24 protein-coding genes are annotated in these 23,592 nt (G+C 51.7%); 11 read left to right on the plus strand and 13 right to left on the minus strand.

Annotation, left to right across the window (positions count from 1 at the left end):
* Window positions 1–9: 9 nt before the first annotated feature.
* Window positions 10–804 carry a polysaccharide biosynthesis/export family protein gene (locus AWR27_RS20195; protein WP_077132862.1) on the minus strand — a complete coding sequence of 265 codons (795 nt, stop codon included), beginning with the start codon at window positions 802–804 and terminating at the stop codon, window positions 10–12.
* Between the two features lie 483 nt (window positions 805–1,287).
* On the opposite strand from AWR27_RS20195, the gene AWR27_RS20200 reads away from it, so the two are divergent.
* The 6 genes from AWR27_RS20200 to AWR27_RS26170 all read left to right on the plus strand — a co-directional run bounded on the left by AWR27_RS20200 (window position 1,288) and on the right by AWR27_RS26170 (window position 6,632).
* Window positions 1,288–1,983: a hypothetical protein gene (locus tag AWR27_RS20200; protein WP_232325883.1), complete on the plus strand. Its 696-nt coding sequence runs from the start codon at window positions 1,288–1,290 to the stop codon at window positions 1,981–1,983.
* Window positions 1,980–3,593, plus strand: a complete 1,614-nt coding sequence (locus tag AWR27_RS20205) for a hypothetical protein (protein WP_077132863.1) — start codon at window positions 1,980–1,982, stop codon at window positions 3,591–3,593. Before AWR27_RS20200 ends, AWR27_RS20205 begins: the two co-directional genes overlap by 4 nt.
* An 8-nt stretch (window positions 3,594–3,601) precedes the next feature.
* Entirely contained in the window at window positions 3,602–4,585 is a 984-nt protein-coding gene (locus AWR27_RS20210) for a glycosyltransferase family 9 protein (RefSeq protein WP_083732923.1), read from the plus strand.
* 208 nt (window positions 4,586–4,793) lie between these two features.
* Window positions 4,794–5,519: a ferritin-like domain-containing protein gene (locus tag AWR27_RS20215; protein ID WP_077134107.1), complete on the plus strand. Its 726-nt coding sequence runs from the start codon at window positions 4,794–4,796 to the stop codon at window positions 5,517–5,519.
* A 14-nt stretch (window positions 5,520–5,533) separates the two neighbouring features.
* Complete coding sequence (locus tag AWR27_RS20220) at window positions 5,534–6,331, plus strand: ferritin-like domain-containing protein (RefSeq protein WP_077132865.1); 798 nt, start codon at window positions 5,534–5,536, stop codon at window positions 6,329–6,331.
* A 163-nt stretch (window positions 6,332–6,494) separates the two neighbouring features.
* Window positions 6,495–6,632 (plus strand): helix-turn-helix domain-containing protein, encoded by a 138-nt coding sequence (locus tag AWR27_RS26170; RefSeq protein WP_418346645.1) that lies wholly within the window; start codon window positions 6,495–6,497, stop codon window positions 6,630–6,632.
* Window positions 6,633–6,807: 175 nt separating this feature from the next.
* On the opposite strand, the gene AWR27_RS20230 is transcribed toward AWR27_RS26170, so the two are convergent.
* The 3 genes from AWR27_RS20230 to AWR27_RS20240 are packed head-to-tail and all read right to left on the minus strand — an operon-like array spanning window position 6,808 to window position 8,533.
* The gene (locus AWR27_RS20230; RefSeq protein ID WP_077132866.1) at window positions 6,808–7,251 is read right to left on the minus strand and encodes a hypothetical protein; all 444 of its coding nucleotides are present in this window, start codon (window positions 7,249–7,251) and stop codon (window positions 6,808–6,810) included.
* 35 nt (window positions 7,252–7,286) lie between these two features.
* Window positions 7,287–7,763: a cyclophilin-like fold protein gene (locus tag AWR27_RS20235; RefSeq protein WP_077132867.1), complete on the minus strand. Its 477-nt coding sequence runs from the start codon at window positions 7,761–7,763 to the stop codon at window positions 7,287–7,289.
* Window positions 7,760–8,533, minus strand: coding sequence for a hypothetical protein (locus tag AWR27_RS20240; RefSeq protein WP_198045045.1), 774 nt, complete (start codon window positions 8,531–8,533; stop codon window positions 7,760–7,762). The genes AWR27_RS20235 and AWR27_RS20240 overlap by 4 nt, the downstream gene beginning before the upstream one ends.
* Before the next feature lie 157 nt (window positions 8,534–8,690).
* Between AWR27_RS20240 and AWR27_RS20245 the strand changes: the two genes are divergently transcribed.
* Window positions 8,691–9,578: a helix-turn-helix domain-containing protein gene (locus AWR27_RS20245; RefSeq protein ID WP_077132868.1), complete on the plus strand. Its 888-nt coding sequence runs from the start codon at window positions 8,691–8,693 to the stop codon at window positions 9,576–9,578.
* Window positions 9,579–9,640: 62 nt separating this feature from the next.
* Here AWR27_RS20245 and AWR27_RS20250 read toward each other — a convergent pair whose 3' ends face one another.
* From AWR27_RS20250 to gldB, 5 genes are all read right to left on the minus strand, one after another.
* Window positions 9,641–10,816, minus strand: a complete 1,176-nt coding sequence (locus AWR27_RS20250; RefSeq protein ID WP_077132869.1) for an acyltransferase family protein — start codon at window positions 10,814–10,816, stop codon at window positions 9,641–9,643.
* A gap of 65 nt (window positions 10,817–10,881) precedes the next feature.
* Window positions 10,882–12,705 carry a MutS family DNA mismatch repair protein gene (locus AWR27_RS20255; protein WP_077132870.1) on the minus strand — a complete coding sequence of 608 codons (1,824 nt, stop codon included), beginning with the start codon at window positions 12,703–12,705 and terminating at the stop codon, window positions 10,882–10,884.
* Window positions 12,706–12,770: 65 nt separating this feature from the next.
* Window positions 12,771–13,184: a Fur family transcriptional regulator gene (locus AWR27_RS20260; RefSeq protein ID WP_077132871.1), complete on the minus strand. Its 414-nt coding sequence runs from the start codon at window positions 13,182–13,184 to the stop codon at window positions 12,771–12,773.
* 111 nt (window positions 13,185–13,295) lie between these two features.
* Window positions 13,296–15,101: an ABC transporter ATP-binding protein gene (locus AWR27_RS20265; protein ID WP_077132872.1), complete on the minus strand. Its 1,806-nt coding sequence runs from the start codon at window positions 15,099–15,101 to the stop codon at window positions 13,296–13,298.
* A 4-nt stretch (window positions 15,102–15,105) separates the two neighbouring features.
* Complete coding sequence (gene gldB / locus AWR27_RS20270; RefSeq protein ID WP_077134109.1) at window positions 15,106–16,080, minus strand: gliding motility lipoprotein GldB; 975 nt, start codon at window positions 16,078–16,080, stop codon at window positions 15,106–15,108.
* A 39-nt stretch (window positions 16,081–16,119) separates the two neighbouring features.
* Here gldB and AWR27_RS20275 point away from each other — a divergent pair, with 39 nt between their 5' ends.
* Window positions 16,120–17,001: a porin family protein gene (locus tag AWR27_RS20275; RefSeq protein ID WP_077132873.1), complete on the plus strand. Its 882-nt coding sequence runs from the start codon at window positions 16,120–16,122 to the stop codon at window positions 16,999–17,001.
* A 95-nt stretch (window positions 17,002–17,096) separates the two neighbouring features.
* Here the strand turns inward: AWR27_RS20275 and hisF are convergent, their stop codons facing one another.
* From hisF to hisH, 3 genes are all read right to left on the minus strand, one after another.
* Window positions 17,097–17,852, minus strand: a complete 756-nt coding sequence (gene hisF, locus AWR27_RS20280; RefSeq protein WP_077132874.1) for an imidazole glycerol phosphate synthase subunit HisF — start codon at window positions 17,850–17,852, stop codon at window positions 17,097–17,099.
* Window positions 17,853–17,893: 41 nt separating this feature from the next.
* The gene (gene hisA / locus AWR27_RS20285) at window positions 17,894–18,616 is read right to left on the minus strand and encodes a 1-(5-phosphoribosyl)-5-[(5-phosphoribosylamino)methylideneamino]imidazole-4-carboxamide isomerase (protein ID WP_077132875.1); all 723 of its coding nucleotides are present in this window, start codon (window positions 18,614–18,616) and stop codon (window positions 17,894–17,896) included.
* 92 nt (window positions 18,617–18,708) lie between these two features.
* Window positions 18,709–19,311 carry an imidazole glycerol phosphate synthase subunit HisH gene (gene hisH, locus AWR27_RS20290; RefSeq protein WP_077132876.1) on the minus strand — a complete coding sequence of 201 codons (603 nt, stop codon included), beginning with the start codon at window positions 19,309–19,311 and terminating at the stop codon, window positions 18,709–18,711.
* A 57-nt stretch (window positions 19,312–19,368) separates the two neighbouring features.
* Here hisH and nadC point away from each other — a divergent pair, with 57 nt between their 5' ends.
* The 3 genes from nadC (at window position 19,369) to AWR27_RS20310 (ending at window position 22,734) form a co-directional block, all read left to right on the plus strand.
* Window positions 19,369–20,217, plus strand: a complete 849-nt coding sequence (gene nadC, locus AWR27_RS20295; protein ID WP_077132877.1) for a carboxylating nicotinate-nucleotide diphosphorylase — start codon at window positions 19,369–19,371, stop codon at window positions 20,215–20,217.
* 418 nt (window positions 20,218–20,635) lie between these two features.
* A complete protein-coding gene (locus tag AWR27_RS20305; RefSeq protein WP_077132879.1) occupies window positions 20,636–21,034 on the plus strand; it encodes a PIN domain-containing protein in 399 nt (132 codons plus the stop codon).
* 83 nt (window positions 21,035–21,117) lie between these two features.
* Window positions 21,118–22,734, plus strand: coding sequence for an OmpA family protein (locus tag AWR27_RS20310; protein WP_083732925.1), 1,617 nt, complete (start codon window positions 21,118–21,120; stop codon window positions 22,732–22,734).
* An 8-nt stretch (window positions 22,735–22,742) separates the two neighbouring features.
* Here the strand turns inward: AWR27_RS20310 and AWR27_RS20315 are convergent, their stop codons facing one another.
* Window positions 22,743–23,504, minus strand: a complete 762-nt coding sequence (locus tag AWR27_RS20315) for a hypothetical protein (protein ID WP_077132880.1) — start codon at window positions 23,502–23,504, stop codon at window positions 22,743–22,745.
* Window positions 23,505–23,592: the final 88 nt, after the last annotated feature.

Raw genomic sequence — 23,592 nt, forward strand, 5'->3', positions numbered from 1 at the left:
CGTGTCTGTTTAGAATTGCGAAACGATAATCGCAAGAAAGGATAAACCGCTGAGTATGATTGGTAATAGCTGATTGGTTCGGTCGGCAGTAGCTGCCCGAACCCGCGTAGGTTCTACATACACAATATCGTTGGGGTGCAGGTAGTAGTAGGGCGAATTGAACAGATCGCGCTGGGTCAGATCGATGCGGCCAAAACTCCTGTTTCCGTTTTCTTCCCGGATAATCAGCACGTTATCGCGCCGACCATATATAGTCACGTCGCCCGACAGGCTGAGGGCTTCGAGCAGGGTAATCTGTTCGTTCGGTATCGAAAACAGCGATGGGCGGGCTACCTCCCCCATGACTGATACCCGAAAGTTCAGATTACGAATGTTGACAGTAGGCTCTTTCAAATACTCTTTAAGCGACTCGCGCAGCCGGTCTTTCACCTGGGTAATGGTTTGCCCACTCACTTTCACTTTTCCCAGCATGGGCAGCTCAATCATACCGTTGGCATCTACCAGATACCCGTTAGCTGGCAAAAGCGGAGTGGTATTTGTTACCTGCATCGGTACGTTGCCTCGTTCGGCAACGGTGATGGCGGCATACGGATTGAAAAAGCTGGTTGCTTCCGGGTTCAGGCTGCTCACCTGCACCGACAGGATGTCGCCCGGTTGAATAGCAGGCACGTAGCGGTCAGGAATGGTCAGACTTGCTTTTTGCCCCGATACGTCCTGAAAGTAAGCTAAATGTTGGGTGCTGACGCAGCCTGTCAGCCATTGTGTACTGATAAGGAATCCAACCAGTAGGCGCAGAGAGAACAAACGTAGAGTTGGTTTAGCCAGATGTAGAGTCATACAATTGATTTTCCTGAGTTCGCAGAGTAGTTTATCGCACACTTATTACAGTATGCCTTTATTATTGTCCAGACAAAAATAGTAAAGTTTTTGTTTACGAAACAATATCAAAGTTACAACGGTAATATATTTTTCTTAGTGATTTTTCCGCTTACATCAGCATAATATACCACCTAAAGCTGCGATGGCGAGCATAAATGTTTATGCCAAAAAACTTCTTTTTTTCTAACAATCATTTGATTATCAGATGTTTATAACAGATGTGTTTTTATCACGGTAGGCCGTTTAATTTTCTATTATTTCTTAATTACCCAGAAAATTTTCCAAAAAACTTTACTGATTTCATACAACTGTTACTGTGAAAAATACCAGTAAAGTTAGGTAAAAAATAAATAATATGTTACTGTTAATTTTATACAGTAAATTCAAACTAAATTTATTGCGATGTTTATGCGACTATCTCTATTCATCAGCTTCCTTTTGTTCGCAAATCAGCCAGGACGGGCTGCCCATCAGCCCGATACATCTGGTGTGATTACGCGACAACACGCCGTTCGCCTGCATATAGGAACAACGGGGCCGGGGCTGTTTTATAACCGGCAACTAAGCTCAGCAAAGCGGTTGTGGTTGCGCGTTGGCGGGCAATATATTGCTTACCGTCAACCGATTCGGGTCAATGTCTCGTCGGAGTCGTACATCACCGTCGATCCTGATTTTATGATTGGGCTGGCGCAGGCCGGGCTGATGTGGCAACCGTTCCGGCGCGGGTCGTTCTATCTGGCGGGCGGGCTTGGGTATACCTGGCATCCGCACCTCGGCGCAGTTGTTACTACCGATAAAAAACTGAATCTGGGTGGGCTGGAACTGCTGCCCGAAGACGTCGGTACGGTCAGTTTAGCCGTTCGCTGGCGTCCGGTAGTGGGTTATTTCGGCTTCGGTTTCGGGCGACCCGTTCCGCGCAGACGCTGGGGTGTGGGCGTTGAGCTGGGCGCGTTCTACCTCGGTCGGCCCCGTGTCGATCTGGCCTACGAAGGTTTTTTAGAGACAACCAACCTGAGCGAGCAAGTGCCTGTAGTTGAGCGAAATCTGTCGAATTATCGCTATCTGCCATCGTTAAATTTTACGCTTACGTACCGACTACCATGACTGTTCGTCTGCTTTATCTGCTATTCTTTTTTGTTACGCTCGATGCCTGCCAAAACCCGCTCGACGGCGTACAGTTGCGGCTGAAAGACCCGCTTCAGGAAAGTGTTGTCGAGTGTCGTCTGTATGACCCGGCGGGCAATCCGCTGCCTAAAAACAGCCGGGTAATTCTGGCCGGACCCGACGCCAGCCGGGTTGTGACAACATTGAACACCACTAACTTCAAAATTAACAGCGATGGTGTTCTGCTGATGGCTGCATCGCCCACTGTAACGCCAGGCCCGGCCCAGCCGCTGCGGTTCACGGTGGCCGTTGAAGCCGATGGCTACTTAGCTGTTGTTCAGCCGATTGTGCTAACTGGCCCGGCCCGGCAAACGCGGGTGCTGCGCCAGATCAATCTTGCCAGACCGCCCCGAAGTCTGGTAGCCGCGCAAACAAATAGCCGGGCCAGTACCGACGGCACCCTGCCAACTACCCTCGCCCTCACCACTGCCGAACAAACGCCCGACGCTGACCGCGCTACGGTTACGTTCGCGCCAGGCACCAAACTAACTGACCGCGACGGGCAACCTGTGGGCGGCAATCTGACACTGGCCGTACTGCACACCAACACCCGTACAACGGCTTCGACCAGTCAGGTGCCGGGCGGAGGCATTTTGTCGGATGTTAAGCCGCTTCCGGGCCAACCCACTCCCGGTACGTTACGCATCACGTCGATAGCCGGGTCGGTTACGTTCGCGCTGTATAACGAGCAGTATGCGCTGGTTCGCAGTCTGTCGCAGCCCATGCGCTGGACGATGGAGCTGAATCCGACTACCATCAATGGGCAAAAAGCGCGGGCCGTACAGGTGGGCGATACCATTCCACTGTATAGTTACGATGCGTTTACGAATCGCTGGCAGCAGGAGAAACCCGGCATTGTGGCCCGAAACAATCAGACCGGGCGGCTCGAATACCGGGCCGAAGCCACCCACGCGGCTGCCTACGTTGCCACCTGGACCGAGTCGGTCTGTGATTTGGGGCCGGTTTTTCGGGTCAATAGCAAGCTTGCCAACGTAGACGTTAATTACCGGTGTCAGTTGGTCGATGCCCGCACCAACGAAGTGGTTGGTAATTTCTATGCGAACGTGAACAACGGTGCGCTGATTCGGGTCTATAACCAGGTATCGGGCCGAAGCCTGAAACTGCGCGTATACGACGAAACCGACGCCTGGGGCAAAGGAGCGAAAGGCGGGTTAATGGCCGAATCGGGCGAGGGCATCACCTGCGACCAAACGCCCGTTGCCATCAATTTAAGTGCCCTGCCAGTGCCGCCTGCCATGAAACTGGAAATACGGTTTGCCTGCCCCAAAGGCACGAAGTTGGACGAAGCCTCGCTCCCGGCCCTGTTCAAAGCCCAGTACAGTGAAGTAGGCAAAGAAAACTGGCGCGACCTGCTGACGGCCACGCGCACCCAACGGGCGGCCACGTCGTATAAACTTCAGGTGGGCAAACGCTACGATTTCCGGGCCAGTACCGACGGCGGGGCTACCTGGCCGTTGCGCCAGCCTAACTATCTGGTAGACAAAGCCGACTGGACGCTGAAAATAGAAGCCGAGATGTATTGTAAATGACTCCACGCATGAAAATCCTGATTCTTCGCTTTTCTTCTATCGGCGATATCGTACTGACTACCCCCGTTGTTCGATGCCTGAAGCAACAATTACCCGGGGTGTCGGTGCATTTTTGTACGAAACGGGCCTATCAGCCACTAATCGAGCATAATCCGCATATCGGTCATCGGCATTATTTAGACGACCGCCTGCCCGACCTGATTCGGCAACTCCGCGCCGAACGGTTCGATTACGTAATTGACCTGCACAACAACCTGCGAACGCGCCTGATTAAAACCGCTCTGGGCGTTCGTAGCTACACTGTCGATAAGCTGAATCTTCGCAAGTGGCTCTACGTGCGGTTTAAGGTAGACGTGATGCCTGACCTGCACATTGTAGATCGCTATTTGGCTACGGTAGTGCCATTAGGCGTCAGAAACGACGACCTCGGCTTGGACCATTTTATACCCGACCATGAGCAGGTTCCGTTCAGTAGTCTGCCCATAACGCACCAATTTGGTTATGTTGCTTACGCCATTGGCGGGCAGCATGCCACCAAACGCCTGCCCGCATCACGCATGGTCGACCTATGTCGGCAGTTAAACGAACCGGTCATATTGCTCGGCGGCACCAACGACCGGGCCGCTGGTGAGCAGGTAGTAGCCCTGTTGGGCAGCAAACGGGTTTACAACGCCTGCGGCCTCTACAGTATCAACCAATCGGCTTCGCTGATACAACAGGCGCGAATGGTATTCAGCCACGACACCGGGCTGATGCACATAGCGGCAGCCTTTCAGAAAACAGTTTATTCTATCTGGGGCAATACTACGCCCCGGCTGGGTATGTATCCATATAAAACAAAGTTTATAGTTCTGGAGAATCAAACTATACACTGCCGCCCCTGTTCTAAAATCGGCCATGATTATTGCCCACTGGGACATTTCCGCTGTATGATCGACTTGCCTATTCCGGCTGATGTGCTGTCGTCGGCCCAACAGAAAACAATTAGCTGATCGTTTCTTACCCGGTAGACAGTATTAACTACAACAATAGACCATAAAATTTTTATTAAATGTATAGTTCTGATAAACAAAGGTTTATATAAAATTCACCTGCCTTTTAATCAATAATCTAATTTATTGCAATCTAAGGTTGTAAACCCTGCGTATGCCTGTCATTCTGTTCAACGCAGAACAGTGTTTTCAAACCTTTTATTACTCAATGAAAAACGTTAACAAACTCCCCGAAACGACCCCGATATTGGCTGATAGCCGCCGGTCGTTTCTGCGGGTGGCTTCAGTGGCAGCCGTTACGGGTGGCCTGCTGACGGCCTGCTCAACGGCAGACATGCAAGTACAGCCCAGCGGGGCACGGGCCGCTGCTCCGGGCGATGTTGTTACCCTCCCCGGTGGCGATATCGGCATCCTTAACTACGCCTACGTGCTGGAACAGCTCGAAGCCAGGTTCTACGAAATGGTAGTGGCGAACTTCTACGAAGGCATTACGCAAATGGAGCGCCAGTTGCTGACAGACCTGCGTAACCACGAGGTTATTCACCGCGAGTTTTTCAAGGCCGCCCTGGGCGGAGCCGCTGTTCCGCAGCTAACATTCGATTTCAGCGGTATCAATTTCCGCCAGCGCACCGACGTGCTGACGGCAGCAAAGGTATTTGAAGACACGGGCGTAGGTGCTTACAACGGAGCGGGTAAATACCTGCAAAGTGCCGATTTCCTCACGTTGGCCGGTAAAATTGTATCGGTCGAAGCGCGGCACAGTTCGATCATCCGCGAAATGCAGTACATGAACCAAACGGCCTTTGCGGGCGAAGACATCGTAGACCCGAATGGCCTCCATCTGGCGTTTGAGCCATCGGCAGTACTGCCTAAGGTTCAGCCGTTTATCCGCGAAACAATCGATGCCCGCAATCTGCTAACCCGCGCAGCTTAAACTACTCAGCAATCATGAATCTCCAAAATATATTCAATGAACTCGAAAAGGTCGACGGGGAAGTATTCGACCGGTTGGCGCATGTATCACGCCGGGGTTTGTTTAGCTCCCTGACGAAAAAAACGGTAGCTGTAGCGGCACCCGCTGTTATGGCTTCGGCTATGACCAGCGCATACGGCCAAAGCAGCCAACTGCCACAAAACGTGGTCGACGTGCTCAACTTCGCCCTGCTGCTGGAGTACCTGGAGTACGAATTCTACGACATTGCCAACAATTCGCCCGGCCTGGTTCCAAACCAGTTTAAGCCGGCGTTCGAGTTTATCCGTCGGCATGAAGAAGTACACGTCAAATTGCTGAAGTCGGTATTAGGCTCGCGGGCGATTGCCAAGCCGGGTTTCGATTATTCGGCGAAAGGAGCTTTCCCTGATACATTCCGCAACTTCCAGACCTTCGCGGCTGTGTCGCAGGCGTTTGAAGACACGGGTGTACGGGCCTATAAAGGTCAGGCTGCCAACCTGATGAATGCCAAGCCAATTCTGGAAGTAGCCCTGCAAATCCACGCGGTAGAAGCTGCCCACGCAGCCCGCGTTCGGAACATTCGCGGTCAGAAAGGCTGGGTTGTTGGTGGTGGTCCGCAGGGTCTGCCTGCTGCCGCTGCCGGTGTGTATATGGGCGAAGACAACGTGATTCAGGGAGGTGCCAATCTGGTAGCCCTGCTGGGGAGCCAATTCTCGACCGACGCCATCACAGAAGCGTTCGACGAGCCGCTGACCCGCGAACAGGTTGTCGCTATCGTGACGCCGTTCTTATAAATTTCTGTTTATTTTGAGTCCTACACATGATGTGTAGGACTCAAAACATTTCTGATACAACCGTAAAATCCCTTCCTTTAGGGCGGGTGTACAAGGTCAGGCCCACAGCGCAATCGGTACGCCGACCGAGTCCGTTAACTTTAAAGGGTACTGATACTGCATACTGCCGAACGCACCCAACCAGCAAAGTCAACTGGCTTTGCTGGTTGGGTGCGTTCGGTTTGTGTATAACCTGGTTTTGGAATTTCTAAAATTACGCTGGGCCGGGCTTAACTCAATGCTGGACTACAAAGCAGACTGATACGGCAGGAACATCCTGCGTATCGGTTGCTTTGCGTCCCGGCGGGAAGCGAAAGCTTTCGAATCTGTTCGGTGTGCGGTTGGCATAACAAAAATTTAAACCTATCAGACCGTGTTTGGACGCATACGGCAATGGTCATAGCGTTGGGCGTGACCAGAACGCGGGGGAGGATTGGTTATCGTTTCAGCCACAACAATACGCTGATTAAGACAGACACCAACGCTGATGCCCAAAGAATCCAGGTCATCCAATGCGCTGGTACTTCGCGGTGGGGTCGGTAAAAAAGGGCTGGTTTCGCTGGCACCATCTCACCCGCTGCATTACGGGCGCAGAAATCGGCAAAATTCGCATAGTCGGCAAATTGCGCCAGTGCGTCGAGCGTTCCAAGCGTCGCGTCTGATGAGTGCCAGAACGTTTGGAGGTCGTGGGCTTCAACCCATTGGTTGGTATGCATCATCACTCGTTCGCTCAACGTCTCAAAATCGCGCAGTTGCCAGTGTTCGGGCGGTTCCCAGCGCAAAATACGCTCGATTTGCTGTTTGAGATCGTGCGTAGATCGGCCAGGCCTGTCCGACAAGCCGTCAGGCCAACTAATGTGCCGGGTTTTTCTAATAGGCATAGTCAAATAAACATATTTTTCTTGCCAATTACTGTCTACTCCAGCTCAAACGTTATCGTTACGTTTCCAGAGCCAAGAGCCGCTGCCAGCCCCGCCGGATTGTCAATTCGTCCGAGCTTGGTATAGGAGTAAGAAGTTCGAAAGGTTTCGTAAAACAGCACCAGTGTATTAGACCCATATAACATCAGGTCGCCGGTTTGAATCGTGCCGGGGTTTGCTGCATTGGTGGGCAATACACTGGTCAGTTCGGCAAACTTCTCATTTCCATTCAACTCCCGCATAGAAAGGGTAATTGGCAGACGGGCTTTGAAAGCAGTGACGGTTGGATTGTCGAGCAAAGTTGCCGTGAACGTATTGGCCTCTATTCGGATAATTAGTCGATTGGTCATCTGAATTTTATCGTTGTTGGTTGTGCCGACCGTATCCTGACCGGTAGGATTTGTAGGTTTACAAGCTGTTGCGCTGACGAAAAACAGCAAGAGCGGCAGTAAGAGCGTAAACGAACGGTTCATGGTACTTGCTTGAATGTTTTGCTGAAATTGTAAGAGACCATCACATTCCACATGAAGTGCTGATTACCCGGTATGTTAGACGTAAAAGTCTGATTTATAGTCGATTGTAGTGAGAATGGAATGCCTTTTTTAGCTACTATGGCGGTCGCTGAAAAATAACTCCCCTGATGGCTGTCGACGTACATTAAGTATACCATCGGAATCAGGTTTAGTCCGAATCCGCTCCCAAGCCTGATAGCTGAGATGCTACTGTTTAAAAAGAAAACATCTGTGTTTTGCGGTCCCCATTTTTGCAATCCGCTGCCATGCAAATACACCGCGCCAATGCTCCAGTTGGGCGTAATCTGGTAGTTGGGTACCACCTCAGCCGCTGCGAAGCGTAGTGTTTCGGTAAGTTCACTGCTAATGCCATTTTCGGTTATTGTTCTTCTTACCAGCGTAAAGGCTGGATGAACGCCGATTCGCAAACTGAACTTCTTTTGCTCGATCAGGCGATACCTGAACCAGAAAATGAACCCACCTTTACTGGCATCTGGAACCAGACGAATGTCGGGGTCGAAACTGAACCTTTTCTTGCGCCAATAAAAATTCATAATAACCGCCGGGCTATTTAACGAAAATGTTGGGATGATAGAAAACCCATTGTTGGTAAGACCTACTGAACCCGAAACCGTGGTGAGGCCCTGGGTGCTGTCGGCAGACTGTGTAAAGCCCGTCAGCGACGCAAGTGTAAATGTCAGTAGTGCTAAACCAGTGACGATACGCTTCATTTACAGGTAATTATATTGGTGATAAATAAATTCATCGTAAAATTACCCTGCCCCCACTTGCTTACTTATATACATTTTACGGTTATGCTTACCACTTTTACAGATGCCGCAGTGAGCCACGGCTTTTGAGCGTAGATTTGATGCTAAAACAAAGCAGATGATTACTTACGACACCATAAAAAAGTACTGCGATACGTTTAACAACACAGCGCAGCACCCGCTCATTAGTTTGGTCGATTTCAACAAATCCGCCCTAATGAGCCGAATGAAGTTCACGTTGGCGTTTTATGCCATCGTCATTAAAGAAACCCGCTGCGGTGATTTGCGGTACGGTAACAAGTACTATGATTATGCCGAGGGTACTATAGTGTTTTTTGGGCCAGGGCAAGTAGTGACGAACGAGCCTGAAGGAGAACTACATAAACCCTATGGTCAGGCTCTTATCTTCCATCCCGACCTCATTAAGGGCACGAGCCTGGGCAGACAGATTCACGAATATTCATTTTTCAGGTATCAATCCAGCGAGGCTCTCCATCTTTCCGAAAAAGAAAGAGAAATTGTGAATACTTGTTTTGGCAATATTGCCACTGAAGTCGGCCAAAATATTGACCGGCACAGTAAGAAGTTAATAGTGGCTAATCTTGAACTGCTTTTAAAGTATTGTCTGCGTTTTTATGACCGCCAGTTTATTACCCGTGAGCAGGTCAACCGGGGCGTTATCGAACAGTTCGAGCAGAAACTCAGTGAGTATTTAGCAGGCGAAAAGCTAAAAACTTTTGGTGTTCCTACGGTAGCCTATTTTGCCCATGAGTTACACCTTTCACCGAATTACTTTGGCGATTTGATTAAAAAAGAAACTGGAAAATCGGCTTTAGAATATATCCAGATGCACTTGCTTGACCTGGCAAAAGAACGAATTTTCGATACCAGCAAATCAGTAAGTGAAATTTCTTATGAGTTAGGCTTTAAGTACCCACAGCATTTTACCCGATTTTTCAAACAAAAGGTAGGCGAAACGCCCAATGAGTATAGAGGATTAAACTGAATAGGCTTTCGCACAGTAGGCCCCAGAATCCAGTAAATAAACGTAGAACGTGACTGGTCAATCTACACTTTGACAATTACGCGCTTCTTCCACATCCACCACAAAATGCCGAACCAGATGAGTACAAACGTAAGTGCGCCCGCCAGTGATGCATTTTTAGGGTCGGTAAAGGGCGGGGCAATGAAGGTGCGATATAGATAATCGCGTAAGTTGACTTCCGAACCATCGGGCTGAGCCACTTTTATCAGGCTCATGATACGTGGAATCAGGCCCGACAAAAAGAATACTGTGATGGCATTAACGCCAAACGCGACAAACGGCATAGCCCAGCGTTGCCTGCCGGTTGCTCCCCCAGCCTGTACGTCGATGAACCAGTAACACAAAGCCAGCCCGAGCATTGCCAAACCGCCCGCCAGCAACACATACGACGAAGTCCACAGGGCTTTGTTGATGGGAAAAAAACCGTCCCAAATCAACCCACCCAGCGTAACAAGGCAACCCACTGCAAAGAGCCACGCTACTTTTTCGGTCGCATCACGGTTGCTCCGAAGCCAGCGGCCTGTGAGCAGACCAACAAGGCCAGTGCCAATAGCCGGAATAGTGCTTATCAAGCCTTCGGGGTCCCAGACTTTGGCGGGTTTGTAAACGTGCGCGGGCGTCAAAATCGTGCGGTCGACCCAGGCTGCGAAGTTAGATTCGGGTTCGAGATTGGGGTAGCCTACGCCGGGAACGGGAACAACGGTGAGTAACAACCAATAACCGATAAGCAGAATAGCCAACAACCATCCCTGCTGACGGGGTGATGTTCTTAGAAAAATAAGCGAACAAACCAGATACACCAGCGCGATGCGTTGCAGTACGCCCATGACACGCACGGTACTGATGTCGAACTTAGGGAAGAAATTGAGAAACAGCCCCAGCAGAAACAGCGTTATACTCCGTTTCACAATTTTTTGCACGACTCCCTTACCTCCACCTCTCTCTCTTTCGCCCCCTAATGCATACGTGATAGACACGCCAACGATAAACAGAAAAAACGGAAAAATAAGGTCGGTGGGTGTCCAGCCGTGCCAGTGGGCATGTTCAAGGGGTGCGTAGATATGGCCCCAGTCGCCGGGATTATTGACCAAAATCATGCCTGCTACGGTGATACCCCGAAAGGCATCGAGCGAAAGCAGGCGGGTGGACGCGACGGGTGTTCCGATTGAGGAAGGCTGATAAGTAAAGGAGGTTTGCATACTGGCTAAATCAGGTAGGGCGAAGATACACAACGACAGCGTCAAAACGCTGGCTTACCCCAATTCTACAGAGCCTGCTGTTCAGTAAACATCTCAATACCAATTGCCTGCATCAACTGGCTGGCGTTGAAACTGGTACAGATGCCGTCGCGCAACGTATAATCGAATACTAACTCGCCGTTAGTCAAATCAGATTGGAAATGGTAGTTACGTACAAATTCGCTGGCGTCGGTGAGTTGGCCGAGTTCGAGGTCGTGGGTCGAAACGAAGCCCGACGCTGTAGTTTTGTGCAACTGCCGAATCAGAGCTTCGGCTCCCCGGTGGCGGTCGGCAGAGTTCGTACCTTTCAAAATTTCGTCTAAGAAGTATAAAACTGGCAGGTGTCTCTGCGAAGCAGAACGCTGTTGCTTCGTGAGCTTAATCAACGTTTTCAGCCGGAGTAGTTCCGCATAAAACGACGACGTACTTTCTTCGAGCGAATCCTGTGTGCGCATACTTGTGAACACCCGCACGGGCGAACACCGGAACGATTCGGCACTGACCACCGCACCTGCCAGTGCCAGCACTACATTGGCCCCCACCGTGCGTAGAAATGTACTTTTTCCTGACATATTCGAACCGGTAATCAGCACCGTTTGGCCCGAACCTTCCAGCGAAAGCGAATTGGCAACGCTGCGGTCGGGGGGCAAAAGCGGATGAACTACCTGCATCATGTCGAGCTGAATGGAGCCGTCTACGATGTTGGGCGTGGCGTACTGCGGGTGCGCGTAGGCAAAACCAGCCAGACTATTGAGGGCTTCGAGTTCGGCCAGAGCCTCGAACCAGCGACTAAGGTGCGGGCCGTATTGCTGCCGCCAGCGTTCGAGCCGAAACAAATAATGAATGTCCCAAAGTGTGGGCAGGCCGAGCAACAGCGAGAAATAAGCGTTGCGTCGGTAGTTCAGGGCTTCGGTCAGCCACGCCAGTTGGCCGATAGCTTTCGAGGCTGTTAGGTTATCAGAGGTCAATGCTTTGCGAATGGCTTGCAGCCGTAGCGCGTCGCCTTTAACGGTTTCGGCCTGACCGAATAAACTCCGGTAGGCACCCAGCGCGGTTGAGATGGTGAAGGTTTGTTCGCTCAGCTCTTTTGCCCGGTTAGCGGTCTGACTCAGCAAAAACCCATGAGCCGCCAAACCAGCCAGCACAGCCGCGCCGGGTACATAACCTGATAACCAGGCAATAAACAACGCCAGTGTAACGGCGGGCAACCCAAACCGCAGGACGTTCAGGAAAGCAGGTAGCGGAGTTCCCTCGGCAGTAGCCCAGCTAACGAGCGTTTCGGGCGAACGGCCAATGGTTTCTTCCTGATAGGCCAATACCTCAAACCGTTGCCGCCACTCAAGTTGGGGCGTCAAATCGGCCACGGCCAACTGCCGTAAGTGTATGGCATCGGGCAATGACGGATTCAGCAGCCACTGTGCCAGCCGGTTTTCGCCCTCGTGCGTATGTGTCCGGTTCAGAAGTCGAAACAGCGATTGCCGCCCGAATACGTCGAGGTCGCTGCTGTAGGAATGCGCTGGATTCACGAATCGCTGGTCCATCTCCGGGCGCAGGTACTGCCGGTTGAGCCGGGCCGCTTCGTCCTGATTGATAAACGCCAGATGCCGGTTTAGTTCGCGTTCCTGCCGTATCTGCTGATGCTTTTTCAGCAATGCCAGAAAGCCCACAATGCCCGCTAACAAGGCCACAACCGCTCCCGTTTGCTGGTCGGCCCGCGCCAGCAACCAAACGATAATAACTGCCCCAAAAAACCAGAGAATCCGCCAGAACGCCAGTTGGTTATATCGCCGTTGAGCGGCTTGTCCGGCTTGCTGAAATTGCTGTTGACGGACGGAAAAGGTATCGGACATACGTAACGCGGCTGTAAAGCCGCTTTGTTTCGCACTGCTCTGTTACTTACGGCTTTCCAGCCGCGTTACTGATTACACCCTTGACAAACGCCCTGAATGAGCAGGTTCATTTCTTTGCGGGCGTAGCCGTCGGGCAGGGCAATGGCCGGGATATGAACGCCGTCTAAGCAGGTGGTTTGGCCGCAGGTTTCGCACTTGAAATGTACGTGGTCGTGATGGTGGTGGCCTTCGGTGCAGGTTTCACGGCAGAGGGCATATTTGGTGCCGCCTTCATCGTCCAGCACCTTGTGAATCAGGCCCACGTCCAGAAACGTCCGCAGCGTTCGGTAGATCGTTACGCGGTCGTGGTCAGGGCCGAGGCCACTCTCCACGTCGCTATGCGCCAGCGCGTGACCGGCGTTCAGAAACAAATCCAGCACTTCTTCCCGGCCACTCGTGTGCCGCAGGTTGAAGGTTTTGAGCGTTTGGGCAGCGGTCATGGTTTTAGTGAACCTTTGTGTAGAGACGCAGGATATTGCGTCTCACTCGCGTCAGTAATTTTCACCAACCGGAAAAATTATCCGGCGGCTAAGACGCAATATCTTGCGTCTCTACTCTATTGTTTCAAACTGCAATTTAACCAGATTGGCGTAAATGCCGTCTTCGTATAAAGCCAGTTCGTCGTGGGTGCCCTGTTCGGCAATCAGGCCGTCGCGTAGCACGTAAATCTGATCGACCTTCCGAATCGTTGCCAGCCGGTGAGCAATAATAATCGTCGTGCGGTTTTGCATCAACTCGTCCAATGCGTCTTGCACCAAGCGTTCGGACTCGGCGTCGAGCGAACTCGTTGCTTCGTCGAGAATCAAAATCGCCGGGTCTTTCAGAATGGCGCGGGCAATGGCAATGCGCTGCCGCTGACCACCCGATAGTTTAACACCGCGTTCGCCCACAATGGTTTGCAGACCGTCGGGAAAGGTGTCGATAAACTGGAGTGCGTTGGCTTTGCGGGCTGCTTCGCGTACTTCGGCTTCCGTTGCACCCGGTTTGCCGTACTGAATATTCTCAAAAATTGTACCGCCAAACAGCATTACTTCCTGCGGCACCACGGCGATGTTCTTCCGTAACTCGGTCACGTTAAAGCTCGTCAGGTCGCGGCCATCGACGGTTATCTGCCCGCTGCCGCGTTCGTAATACCGCATCAGCAACTGCACAATGGTCGATTTACCGGCTCCGCTCTGACCTACGAGCGCGATTTTCCGTCCGGCGGCTACGTCGAGCGAAATGCCGCGCAGCACCGGCATATCGGGCCGCGACGGGTACGAAAACTGCACATTCTGAAACCAGACGTGGCCCTGTACCGGCACAAACAACGGTGTCTGTTCGTCGGCGTTCACTTCCGATGATTCGTCTAAAATCTCCAGAATCCGCTCCGACGCGCCGATTGTCTTCTGAATCTGCGCGTACATGTCGCCCATCCCCGCCACCGAGCCGCCAATGAAGGCGGTGTAGAAAATAAACGACAACAAATCGGCAAATGGAATTTCGCCCGATTGCACCAGTATACCGCCGTACCAGACAATCGCCATGATGCCGCCGAACATAGTCGAGATGATGAACGACACAAAAATGCCCCGGTACGTTGCTGTTTTCAAGGCCGTATCGACCATCAGCCCCAGTGCCGAACCGTAGCGATTAATCTCTATCCGCTCGTTCGTGAACGCTTTTACGACGTTGATCGATTGCAACGTTTCTTCGACAATCACGCTTGCAGCCGCCAGCAAATCCTGCGCCCGCTTCGACAGTTTACGGATGAACCGCCCGAAAAACATGGCCGCCACGATGATCACCGGGAAGGTCGCCAGCATGAATAGCGTCAGTTTCCACGACACGTAGAAGATGAAAATCGTACCGCCGATGAGCGTGGCCACCTGCCGAAACAGTTCGGCAATCGTAATCGAAAGCACGTCCTGCAATTGCGACACGTCGGCAGAAATACGGCTTGTCAGTTCGCCCACGCGCCGTTTCTCGAAAAACGGAATCGGCAGCGTGATAATTTTGGCGTACACGGCCTTGCGGACGTCGGCCATTGAGCGTTCGCTGACCTGCGCCGAGAAGTAGATTCGCAGGAACGAGAACAGAGCCTGCAAAATCAGGATACCCGCAAAAATCAGAATCACCTGATTGAGCGTAAACGGCGACTGCCCCTGAATTACCTTTGTCACCTGCCCAATCAGAGCCGGGAAGCTGAGCGTCGTAGCTGTTGAGAGAGCCAGAAAAATAGCTCCCAGTATGAATTGTGTGCGGTAGGGCCGCACAAAACGGAAAATCCGCAGGGTCTTTTTCAGGCCCTCACGATCTAATTTTCCTTTATCCTGTTCCGGTGTTTCTTCGCCGAAACTTCGTGTTCGTTTTGCCATTGTTTTATTCCGTCTGCCCCTTATATCCCGACTGTTCAAAAATCTGCCGGGTGTCGGCGTTACGCATCAGGTCGGCAATGCTGACATTGTTGCGTTCGTCGTGATACCGCCCCACAATCCGCCAGCCGAGCCACCGACCGATGGCACCGGGGCAGGCCGGGCCGATTTCTGCCGTAAAGGGCCGTTCGTTCAAATATCGTTGTTTTATGGCCGGATTTGTTTGATATAGCAACTGATTATCAATAAAATGCGCCCAAACAATATCCTGCGCGTTAAACGTTTCGGTCAGTTGCTTGTCTGTATAACCGACAATTAAGCTATCGGCCACCTCGGGCAACATGGTTTTTGTAAAGACAAACCCTTTTCCATAATACACCATGTCGGCCAGCATGGTTTGGTCGGTGCGGTTCGTGGCATTGTATTTGTCAGAGATGGCGAAGACGATAGCCGGTACGATGTAATCTTTTTGATATCGGCGTAGAATGTACTGTGGATATTCTGGTCCCTGCGGACGGTATTTGGCAGTCGGCCCGGCGAAGTAATCAAGCCCAATGACGATCAGACTGTCAGTAACGACCAAATCAGGCCCTGTAAAGCCCGTCACGATGGTTGCAATGCGGGGCACCCGGAAGTCGGGGAAGTCTTTTTTGATGTTGGTAAAGGCTTCGGCCAACTGATTTTTCAGGTCGGTCATGTCGCCAAACTCGGCCTGTACCTGTTGATTCAGTTCGTTCAGAGCCGGATTGTTGACCCGGTTGGTCAATTCCCGGACAAGGGCTGTATCAGAACCAGCCTCATTCGCGTTAAAGTACAATTGAACTACGCCGGGGTTGCGATTCAGAAACGCCCGGATACCATTGGCCGACTTGTCGGCGAAAAGTTGCTGATCGAGCCGAAGTAGCGTAACGTCTTCTTTTTTAGAACACGAGACCAGAAAAAACAAGCAAAAAAGGCCCAGCGGGGCCATCCACAATCGCATCGACATCATCAGTTTTCTGTATTGAAAACGTGCAAAATTATGAAAAAAGTTGCAGGGCTTCTCCTGATTTTGACAACCTTACCCCTGACCGGTGCTGTAGCCCAGTCGTCGGTGTCGCGCGTTAGCCGACCGCTTAACAGTTATTCGAAAGAATCGGACAAGCGGTTTCGTAAGATTCTGGGCGACAACTATACCGACCAGAATCAGGCGGATTATGATGACGAAATAAAACGTCGGCGACGCCGTCGGCAGCCAACCGACGACCGCTACGACGAAACCGGCCCCGACTATGCCCGCCCGAACAAACTGATTGAAATGAGCATCCGGTTCGCACCTTCGCTTAATCTGAACACTGCCGAGGGTATGGGTAACTACGCTGGATTTCTGCCCAATGGCGGGGGCGTTCGCATGAGCGTGGGGCCTGTGTTCGATTATTTCTTTTTCAAAGATCGATACGCATTTAGTTCAGGGCTTTGGTATACCATCAAGCGGTCGGGTTTTCAAATGCCCGCGTCGTTTGGTTCGTCGCGGTTTACGCCGGGCGCACCCGAAAAAGAATCCATCTATAATCTGCAATACCTGCAAGTGCCGCTTACCGTGAAAATGTTTGCCAACAACATTGGGCCAAATGTGCGGTTGTATGTGCAAACGGGTGGCCTGTTGAGCCTGAAATTAGCCGAACGTGCTTTACAACAGGAGCGCAATGGTCTCTATCTCGCCGAGAGCGGGGGCGACCGGCGGCAATATAGTTTTGGCGACGTTGAACTGCTGCTGGGAACGGGCGTTCAGTACAAAATCAATAACGTCAACGCCTTCAACCTCGGCGTTAGCTACCAGCGCGGCCTGCTGAACGTGTCGCGGGCCAATCAACTGACCTCGAAAAACCGGGTGGTGAGTTTAGATTTAGGGTTTAAGTTCTGATTTTTCAACTGCAAAGACGCAAAGCTTTTCGCGAAGTGCGCAATAGACATCTTTGCGTACTTCGCGTAACCTTTGTGCCTTTGCGGTTAATTTTTTTAAATCCTTATCTCAATTCCTTTCTCCCGCAGGTACTCTTTCAGGGCAGGAATCTCGATTTCTTTGAAGTGGAATATGCTCGCAGCAAGCCCGGCGTCGGCCTGGCCGGTAGTGAACACATCCACGAAATGATCCATCGACCCGGCCCCACCCGACGCAATGACCGGAATGTTGGCCGCACCCGAAACCCGCGCCGTTAACTCCAGCGCGAAACCTGCTTTGGTGCCGTCGGTATCCATTGAGGTCAATAGGATCTCGCCCGCGCCCCGGTTCTCTACTTCCTTCGCCCACGCAATCGTCTGTAGTTCAGTTGGTTTTCGTCCGCCGTGGGTGTGAACAAGGTGCTGCTCACCCACCCACCGCGTATCAATTGCTACTACTACGCATTGACTGCCGAACTCCAGTGCGAGTTGGTCGACTAAGCCGGGGTTACGAACAGCGGACGAGTTGATGGAAATTTTGTCGGCCCCGGCGTTCAGTAGTGCCGATACATCGGCCACGGATGAAATTCCCCCTCCTACCGTGAACGGAATATTGATGGTGTGCGCCACATTACGAACGAGGTCAATCAGCGTTTTGCGTTCATCGACCGTGGCTGTAATATCCAGAAAAACCAGTTCATCGGCACCTTGTTCGGCATAGATAGCCGCCAGTTCGACGGGGTCGCCTGCGTCGCGGAGGTCCACGAAGTTGGTGCCTTTCACGGTGCGCCCGTCTTTGATGTCGAGGCAGGGAATAATGCGTTTTGTAAGCATACTAATAACTTTCGATGGGTTTGTACTCCATACAATACGACTCATTGTTGGCTGATGGCTGTTAACTGTTTCAGCGTTACGCGTCCTTCGTAAATGGCTTTGCCCACAATGACGCCATACAGGCCCATATCGGCCAATGTTTCAATGTCTCCCATGTTCGAGACGCCCCCGCTGGCAATAATGTTCAGGGTTGAGAAGCGGTCCTGCATGTTGCGGTACAACTCAAACGAAGGCCCCTGTAACAGCCCGTCTTTGGCAACGTCGGTGCTGATAACGTACTGAATGCCCCCTTCAACCCATCGGTCGAGGAAATCGTAAATCCAGACATCGGTGCCTTCTTCCCAGCCGCTAACGGCGATTTTCTCGTTTTTCGCATCGGCTCCGAGAATAATTTTCTCCGACCCGTGTTGTGAAACCCACTGTTCCAGCACGTCGGGCTGTTTTACGGCGATGCTGCCGCCCGTAACCTGTTTGGCTCCGCACTCGAACACCGTCCGCAGGTCGTCGTCCGACTGAACGCCCCCGCCGAAGTCGATGTGTAGACGGGTTTTGGTGGCAATCAGTTCCAATACCTTCCAGTTCACAACGCGCTTTTCGCGGGCACCGTCGAGGTCTACCAGATGCAGGCGGGTTAGTCCGGCATCTTCGAACTGCATTGCCACGTCGAGCGGTCGGGCGTTGTACTCTTTTTTCTGGTTGTAATCGCCCTGGGTGAGCCGAACGGCTTTCCCGTCGATAAGGTCGATAGCGGGGATGATATACATATAGTTTAAACGCAGAGGGGCAGAGGTTTACGCAGAGTTCGCAAAGTAGTCTCTGTGTGCTCTGCGTAAACCTCTGCCCCTCTGCGTTTGAATCAAAGTTTCAAAAAGTTCTCTAAAATGGTTTGCCCGGCGTTGCCGCTTATTTCGGCGTGAAACTGGGCGGCATAAAAATTGTCGCGGTGAAGCATCGCGCTGAATGGGCGTACGTAATCGCAAACCGCCGTAGTTTCGGGACAAACGTCGGCGGCATAGCTGTGTACGAAATACACGTAGGCGTTTTCGGGAAGCCGCTCGGTCAGCGGACCGCGTAGGGTATGAATGTTGTTCCAGCCCGTGTGCGGCACTTTCAGCCGTTGACCGTTCAACACGCCATCGGTAGGGAACCGACGCACGTCGATATCGAAAATACCCATGCAGGTCGTGTTGTTTTCTTCCGAATGGCGGCACATCAACTGCATCCCAACGCAGGTGCCCAGCACCGGCTGTTTCAGGCTCGGTATCAGTTTGTCCAGTCCACGCTGGCGCAGGTAGGCCATTGCTGTGCTGGCCTCGCCAACGCCCGGAAAAATAACTTTGTCGGCAGAGCGGATTTCGGCTTCGTCGTCGGTAAGCAGGTAGGGTGCGCCCAGCCGGTCGAGGGCAAACATCACCGACTGCACATTGCCCGCGTTGTATTTAATAATTACGGTTTTCATCCAACGGCAAAGGTACGGCTTCTGGGCAGGCACCACAAAAACTATTACCTTGCAGGCATGAATCTGCACGAATTTATTCGATTGGCCCTTGCCGAAGACGTTGGCGATGGCGATCATACGTCCCTGTCGACCATTCCGGCAGATGCGCGGAAGCGGGCGCGGCTGCTGGTAAAAGAAGCTGGTATTCTGGCCGGGGTCGAAGTAGCCCAGGCTATTTTCGCCGAAGTTGACCCTAATTTTATCGTGGACGTGCTGATGCACGACGGCGACGCCATCAAGCCCGGCGATATTGTGCTGACTGTAGACGGCAACGCCCGCAACATTCTGACCGCTGAGCGGCTGGTACTCAATTGTATGCAGCGTATGAGCGGAATTGCTACCCAAACACGCCGGATGGTAAACCTGCTCGAAGGCACCCGCGCCAGGCTGCTCGACACGCGCAAAACCACGCCCAATTTCCGAATCTGCGAAAAAATGGCGACCAAAATCGGCGGGGCCGTAAACCACCGTTTCGGCCTGTACGACATGATTCTGATTAAAGATAACCACGTCGATTATGCCGGCAGCATCGAAGCGGCCATTACCAAAGCCGTTTCGTATCTGCGCGAAACGGGCCGTAACCTCCGCATCGAGGTCGAAACCCGCAATCGCGCCGAAGTTGAAGAGGTGCTGCGTGTAGGGCAGTCTGACGCGACCCGGGTAGACGTAATTTTATTAGACAACTTCACTCCCGACGGTATCCGCGACATGGTGCGGCTCATCAACGGGCGTTTCGTGACCGAAGCATCGGGCGGCATCAACGAAGACAATCTCCGGGCCTATGCCGAAACGGGCGTTGATTTCATCTCGTCGGGCGCACTCACGCACCAGATCAAAAGTTTGGATTTGAGTTTGAAAGCGTATTGAGTATCGTTTTTCGGTTCCATCAGCGGGCGAATTAATTCCAGGACGCATAGTCCGGGACGCGTAGTCGTCCGCTGATGGAAAGTTTCTGTAGTGTGTTGATCATGACTGACTGTCGTCTTAAATGCCGTTCAGTTGTAGTGGACTAAACAAAAAGTTTTACTTTTGATAACGAACAGTTGATCCGATATGAACCAGATAAAGATACCCGCAACCCAACCTCGGACGCCTAACTCCGTGCCTACAGCTAATCCCATGCGGGTTTATTACTCTGATGATGTAGCGGCTGCAGGTGGTCTGGAACAACTCTTACGCGAGATTGGGAGCGATCAGCCTAAAAAGTTACCTGAGTTAAGTTTTACAGAAGAGGAGTGGGAATCTATGTTGTCGCAAGGGTTATAAATAGAAATTATATCAACTCATGCTGCTTGATACAAACGTATTCATAGAGTTAATCCGAAAAAAAGCTGAATTACCGCCCTTTGCTGTCATATCAATTATTACAGTAGGTGAGTTAAAAGCCTTTGCTATTAAACGGAACTGGGGTTATCAGAAAAGGGCTACGCTGGAAAAAATAATTGGTGAGATTCCTGTACTTGGTATTGAACCAACGCTTACAGATGTGTATGCAACAGTCGATGCTTATAGCCAGGGACTATTAATCTCGGACCCGTTACCTCCAGGCATAACCGCCAGAAATATGGGTAAAAACGACATCTGGATAGCCGCCACAGCACTATACTACGATGTAGAACTTCACACGGCTGATAATGATTTTGACCATTTGCTGCCCATTGGTTTGCGATTGGTCAAACTGTAATCAAATGAGCATACACAAACTTACCATTTCGGTACGTTATTTGAAGCAGGGTGCGATGTGCTGATACGTTGCATCTATTTTGTATGAACAATACCTATACCGTTACGGCCTACTTACTCCTGTTTATTACATTTGGTGCCAATGCCCAACTGCGTAACGATTCGACCCGCGTCCAGAATCTGGGTAATCAGGTTAATTCGGAGTACAACGAAATCAACCCGATGATTGCGCCGGATGGGAAAACGCTGTACTTCGCCCGTATCAGCCACCCCAACAATACGCACGGCAATAAAGGCAGTCAGGACATCTGGTACTCCGAATTTGACGAAGCCAGCAAACAGTGGGGTCCTGCCCGGCGTATGGGTTTTCCGCTCAACAAAGACGAATACAACTGCGCCTACAGCATCACGCCCGACGGGCAAACGATGCTCATTAAAGGGCAGTACGAAAACGGCAACTACCTGACGCGTGGCTTTTCGCTCAGCAAAAAAACGGCAAGCGGCTGGTCGCCCCCGCAGAAAATCGATATTCCGAACTACGTTAATCTGAGCAAAGGGCAGTTCGATTGCGGCTTTATGTCTGCCGATGGTAAAGTGCTGCTGATGGCGTTCAGTGAGAAAAAAAACAGCAAGGAAGATGACCTTTACGTGAGCTTCCGGCAGAAAGACGGTTCGTGGAGCAAGCCAATGGATATCGGCCCGGAGGTGAACACCAAATTTACCGAAACTACGCCCTTTTTGGCTCCCGACGGAGCCACACTCTACTTTTCGAGCGACCGCGAAGGGGGCCTCGGTAGCAACGACATTTACGTAGTAAAGCGCGTTGATAAGACCTGGAAACACTGGAGCAAACCCGTAAATCTCGGCCCGGCTGTGAATACCGATGGTTACGATGCTTATTATACGCTCTCGGCATCAGGCGATTACGCTTATCTGACTACGTTCAAAAATACACTCGGCAAAGGCGACATTGTTCGTGTCAAGTTAGGCGACGATACACCCCCGGCCAACGCCCCGGCAAAAGTCGGCGGTGGCAACGACCTGGCCCAGAATCCGGCCAACACCCGGCCCGACCCGGTCGCGCTCATCAGTGGCAAAGTAATCGATCAAACAACGGGCAAGCCCATCGAAGCCCGCATTGTATACCAAACCCTGCCCGACGGGGCCGAAGCAGGCGAAGCGACCTCCGACCCGATTACGGGCGAATATAAAATTGTGCTGCCCTACGGTCAGCGATACACAATGAGGGCCATCGCCAAAGATTTTATCGCTGAGGGCGATAACATTGACCTGACCAAAACAGCCGGCTTTCAGGAAATCAAGAATAAAGAGTTGAAATTAGTGCCGATTGAAGTAGGCCGGACCGTGCGGCTCAACAACATTTTCTTCGACACGGGCAAGTCCGAACTGCGGCCTGAATCCGGCCCTGAACTCGACCGGCTTGTTATTACATTAAACGACGCGCCCAAAATGGTGATTGAAGTACGCGGCCATACCGACAACACTGGCTCGAACGAAATTAATGCCAAACTCTCGCAAGACCGGGCCGACGCCGTGCGCGAATATTTCATCAGCAAAGGCATTGAACCCGACCGTATTGCCAGCAAAGGCTTCGGTGAAACCAAACCCGTTGCTACCAACGACACCGACGAAGGCCGCCAGCAGAATCGACGCGTGGAGTTTGTGATCGTGAAGAAATAATAACACCTCTAATCAAGCCCCGGTCGTCGGAATGCTCTGGCATTCGGGAAGAGCGTTTCGATGTCCCGACGCAGGTGGCAGAGCAGGGCCAGCAGGTCGAGTACATCGTCTGTTTTGTCAGGGAAATGCGTCAATAACGTTTCCCAGGCCATTAGCGACCGGTCGATGCTAACCAACACGAGTTTGGCTTTGCCGAGGTGATAATCATTCAGATGCTCGTCGGTGGCAGGCTCGGTCAGGAAACGCAGTGCTGAGAGTAGCTTAACCGGAATTAGTGTACGATACCAGCCGATAACGTCCCACGCATCTTTCAGTGCGCGTAGTACCGGCATAGCGTCTTCTTCGGTTTGCAAACCCAGTTCAACGCGCCAGCGTTGTTCCTGCCCCGCATTCGTCAACAAGTCTTTTTCTGCGGAGAGCCAGCGGCCACTTTGTTTCAGGTAGACGTTGGCGAGTTTCGCCAGAGGGTGCCGCCGGATGTCGACAACGGGCAGTAGGGCTTTTTCCTCCAGGGCCAGCGTTTGGGGTTCGGTAGGCGTATCAGGGCCAATCAGCCGATTCGTCTGATTTAGTTTTTCAACATACTGCTTTGTTAGGGTCAAGGCGTCGGTAAGCTGCTGAACTAAATCCGGGCTGTTCGTAGCGGCTTTTACTAACCCGGCTTCCTGCTGAATCTGAAAACTTCGGCAACGATTCGTGAACAGGCATCGTGCACACCATGCGTCGCAGTAGTTATATATGCCTGGAATAGGTTTGCTGAAAGAATCCATCGAAATATCTTTTACTGGTGCTATTATATTTTGTAAATATATAAAATGTCAGAATAATAGTAAAGTTGTTTTTTGAAATGCAATACTA

Source organism: Spirosoma montaniterrae (assembly GCF_001988955.1).
Taxonomy (GTDB): domain Bacteria; phylum Bacteroidota; class Bacteroidia; order Cytophagales; family Spirosomataceae; genus Spirosoma; species Spirosoma montaniterrae.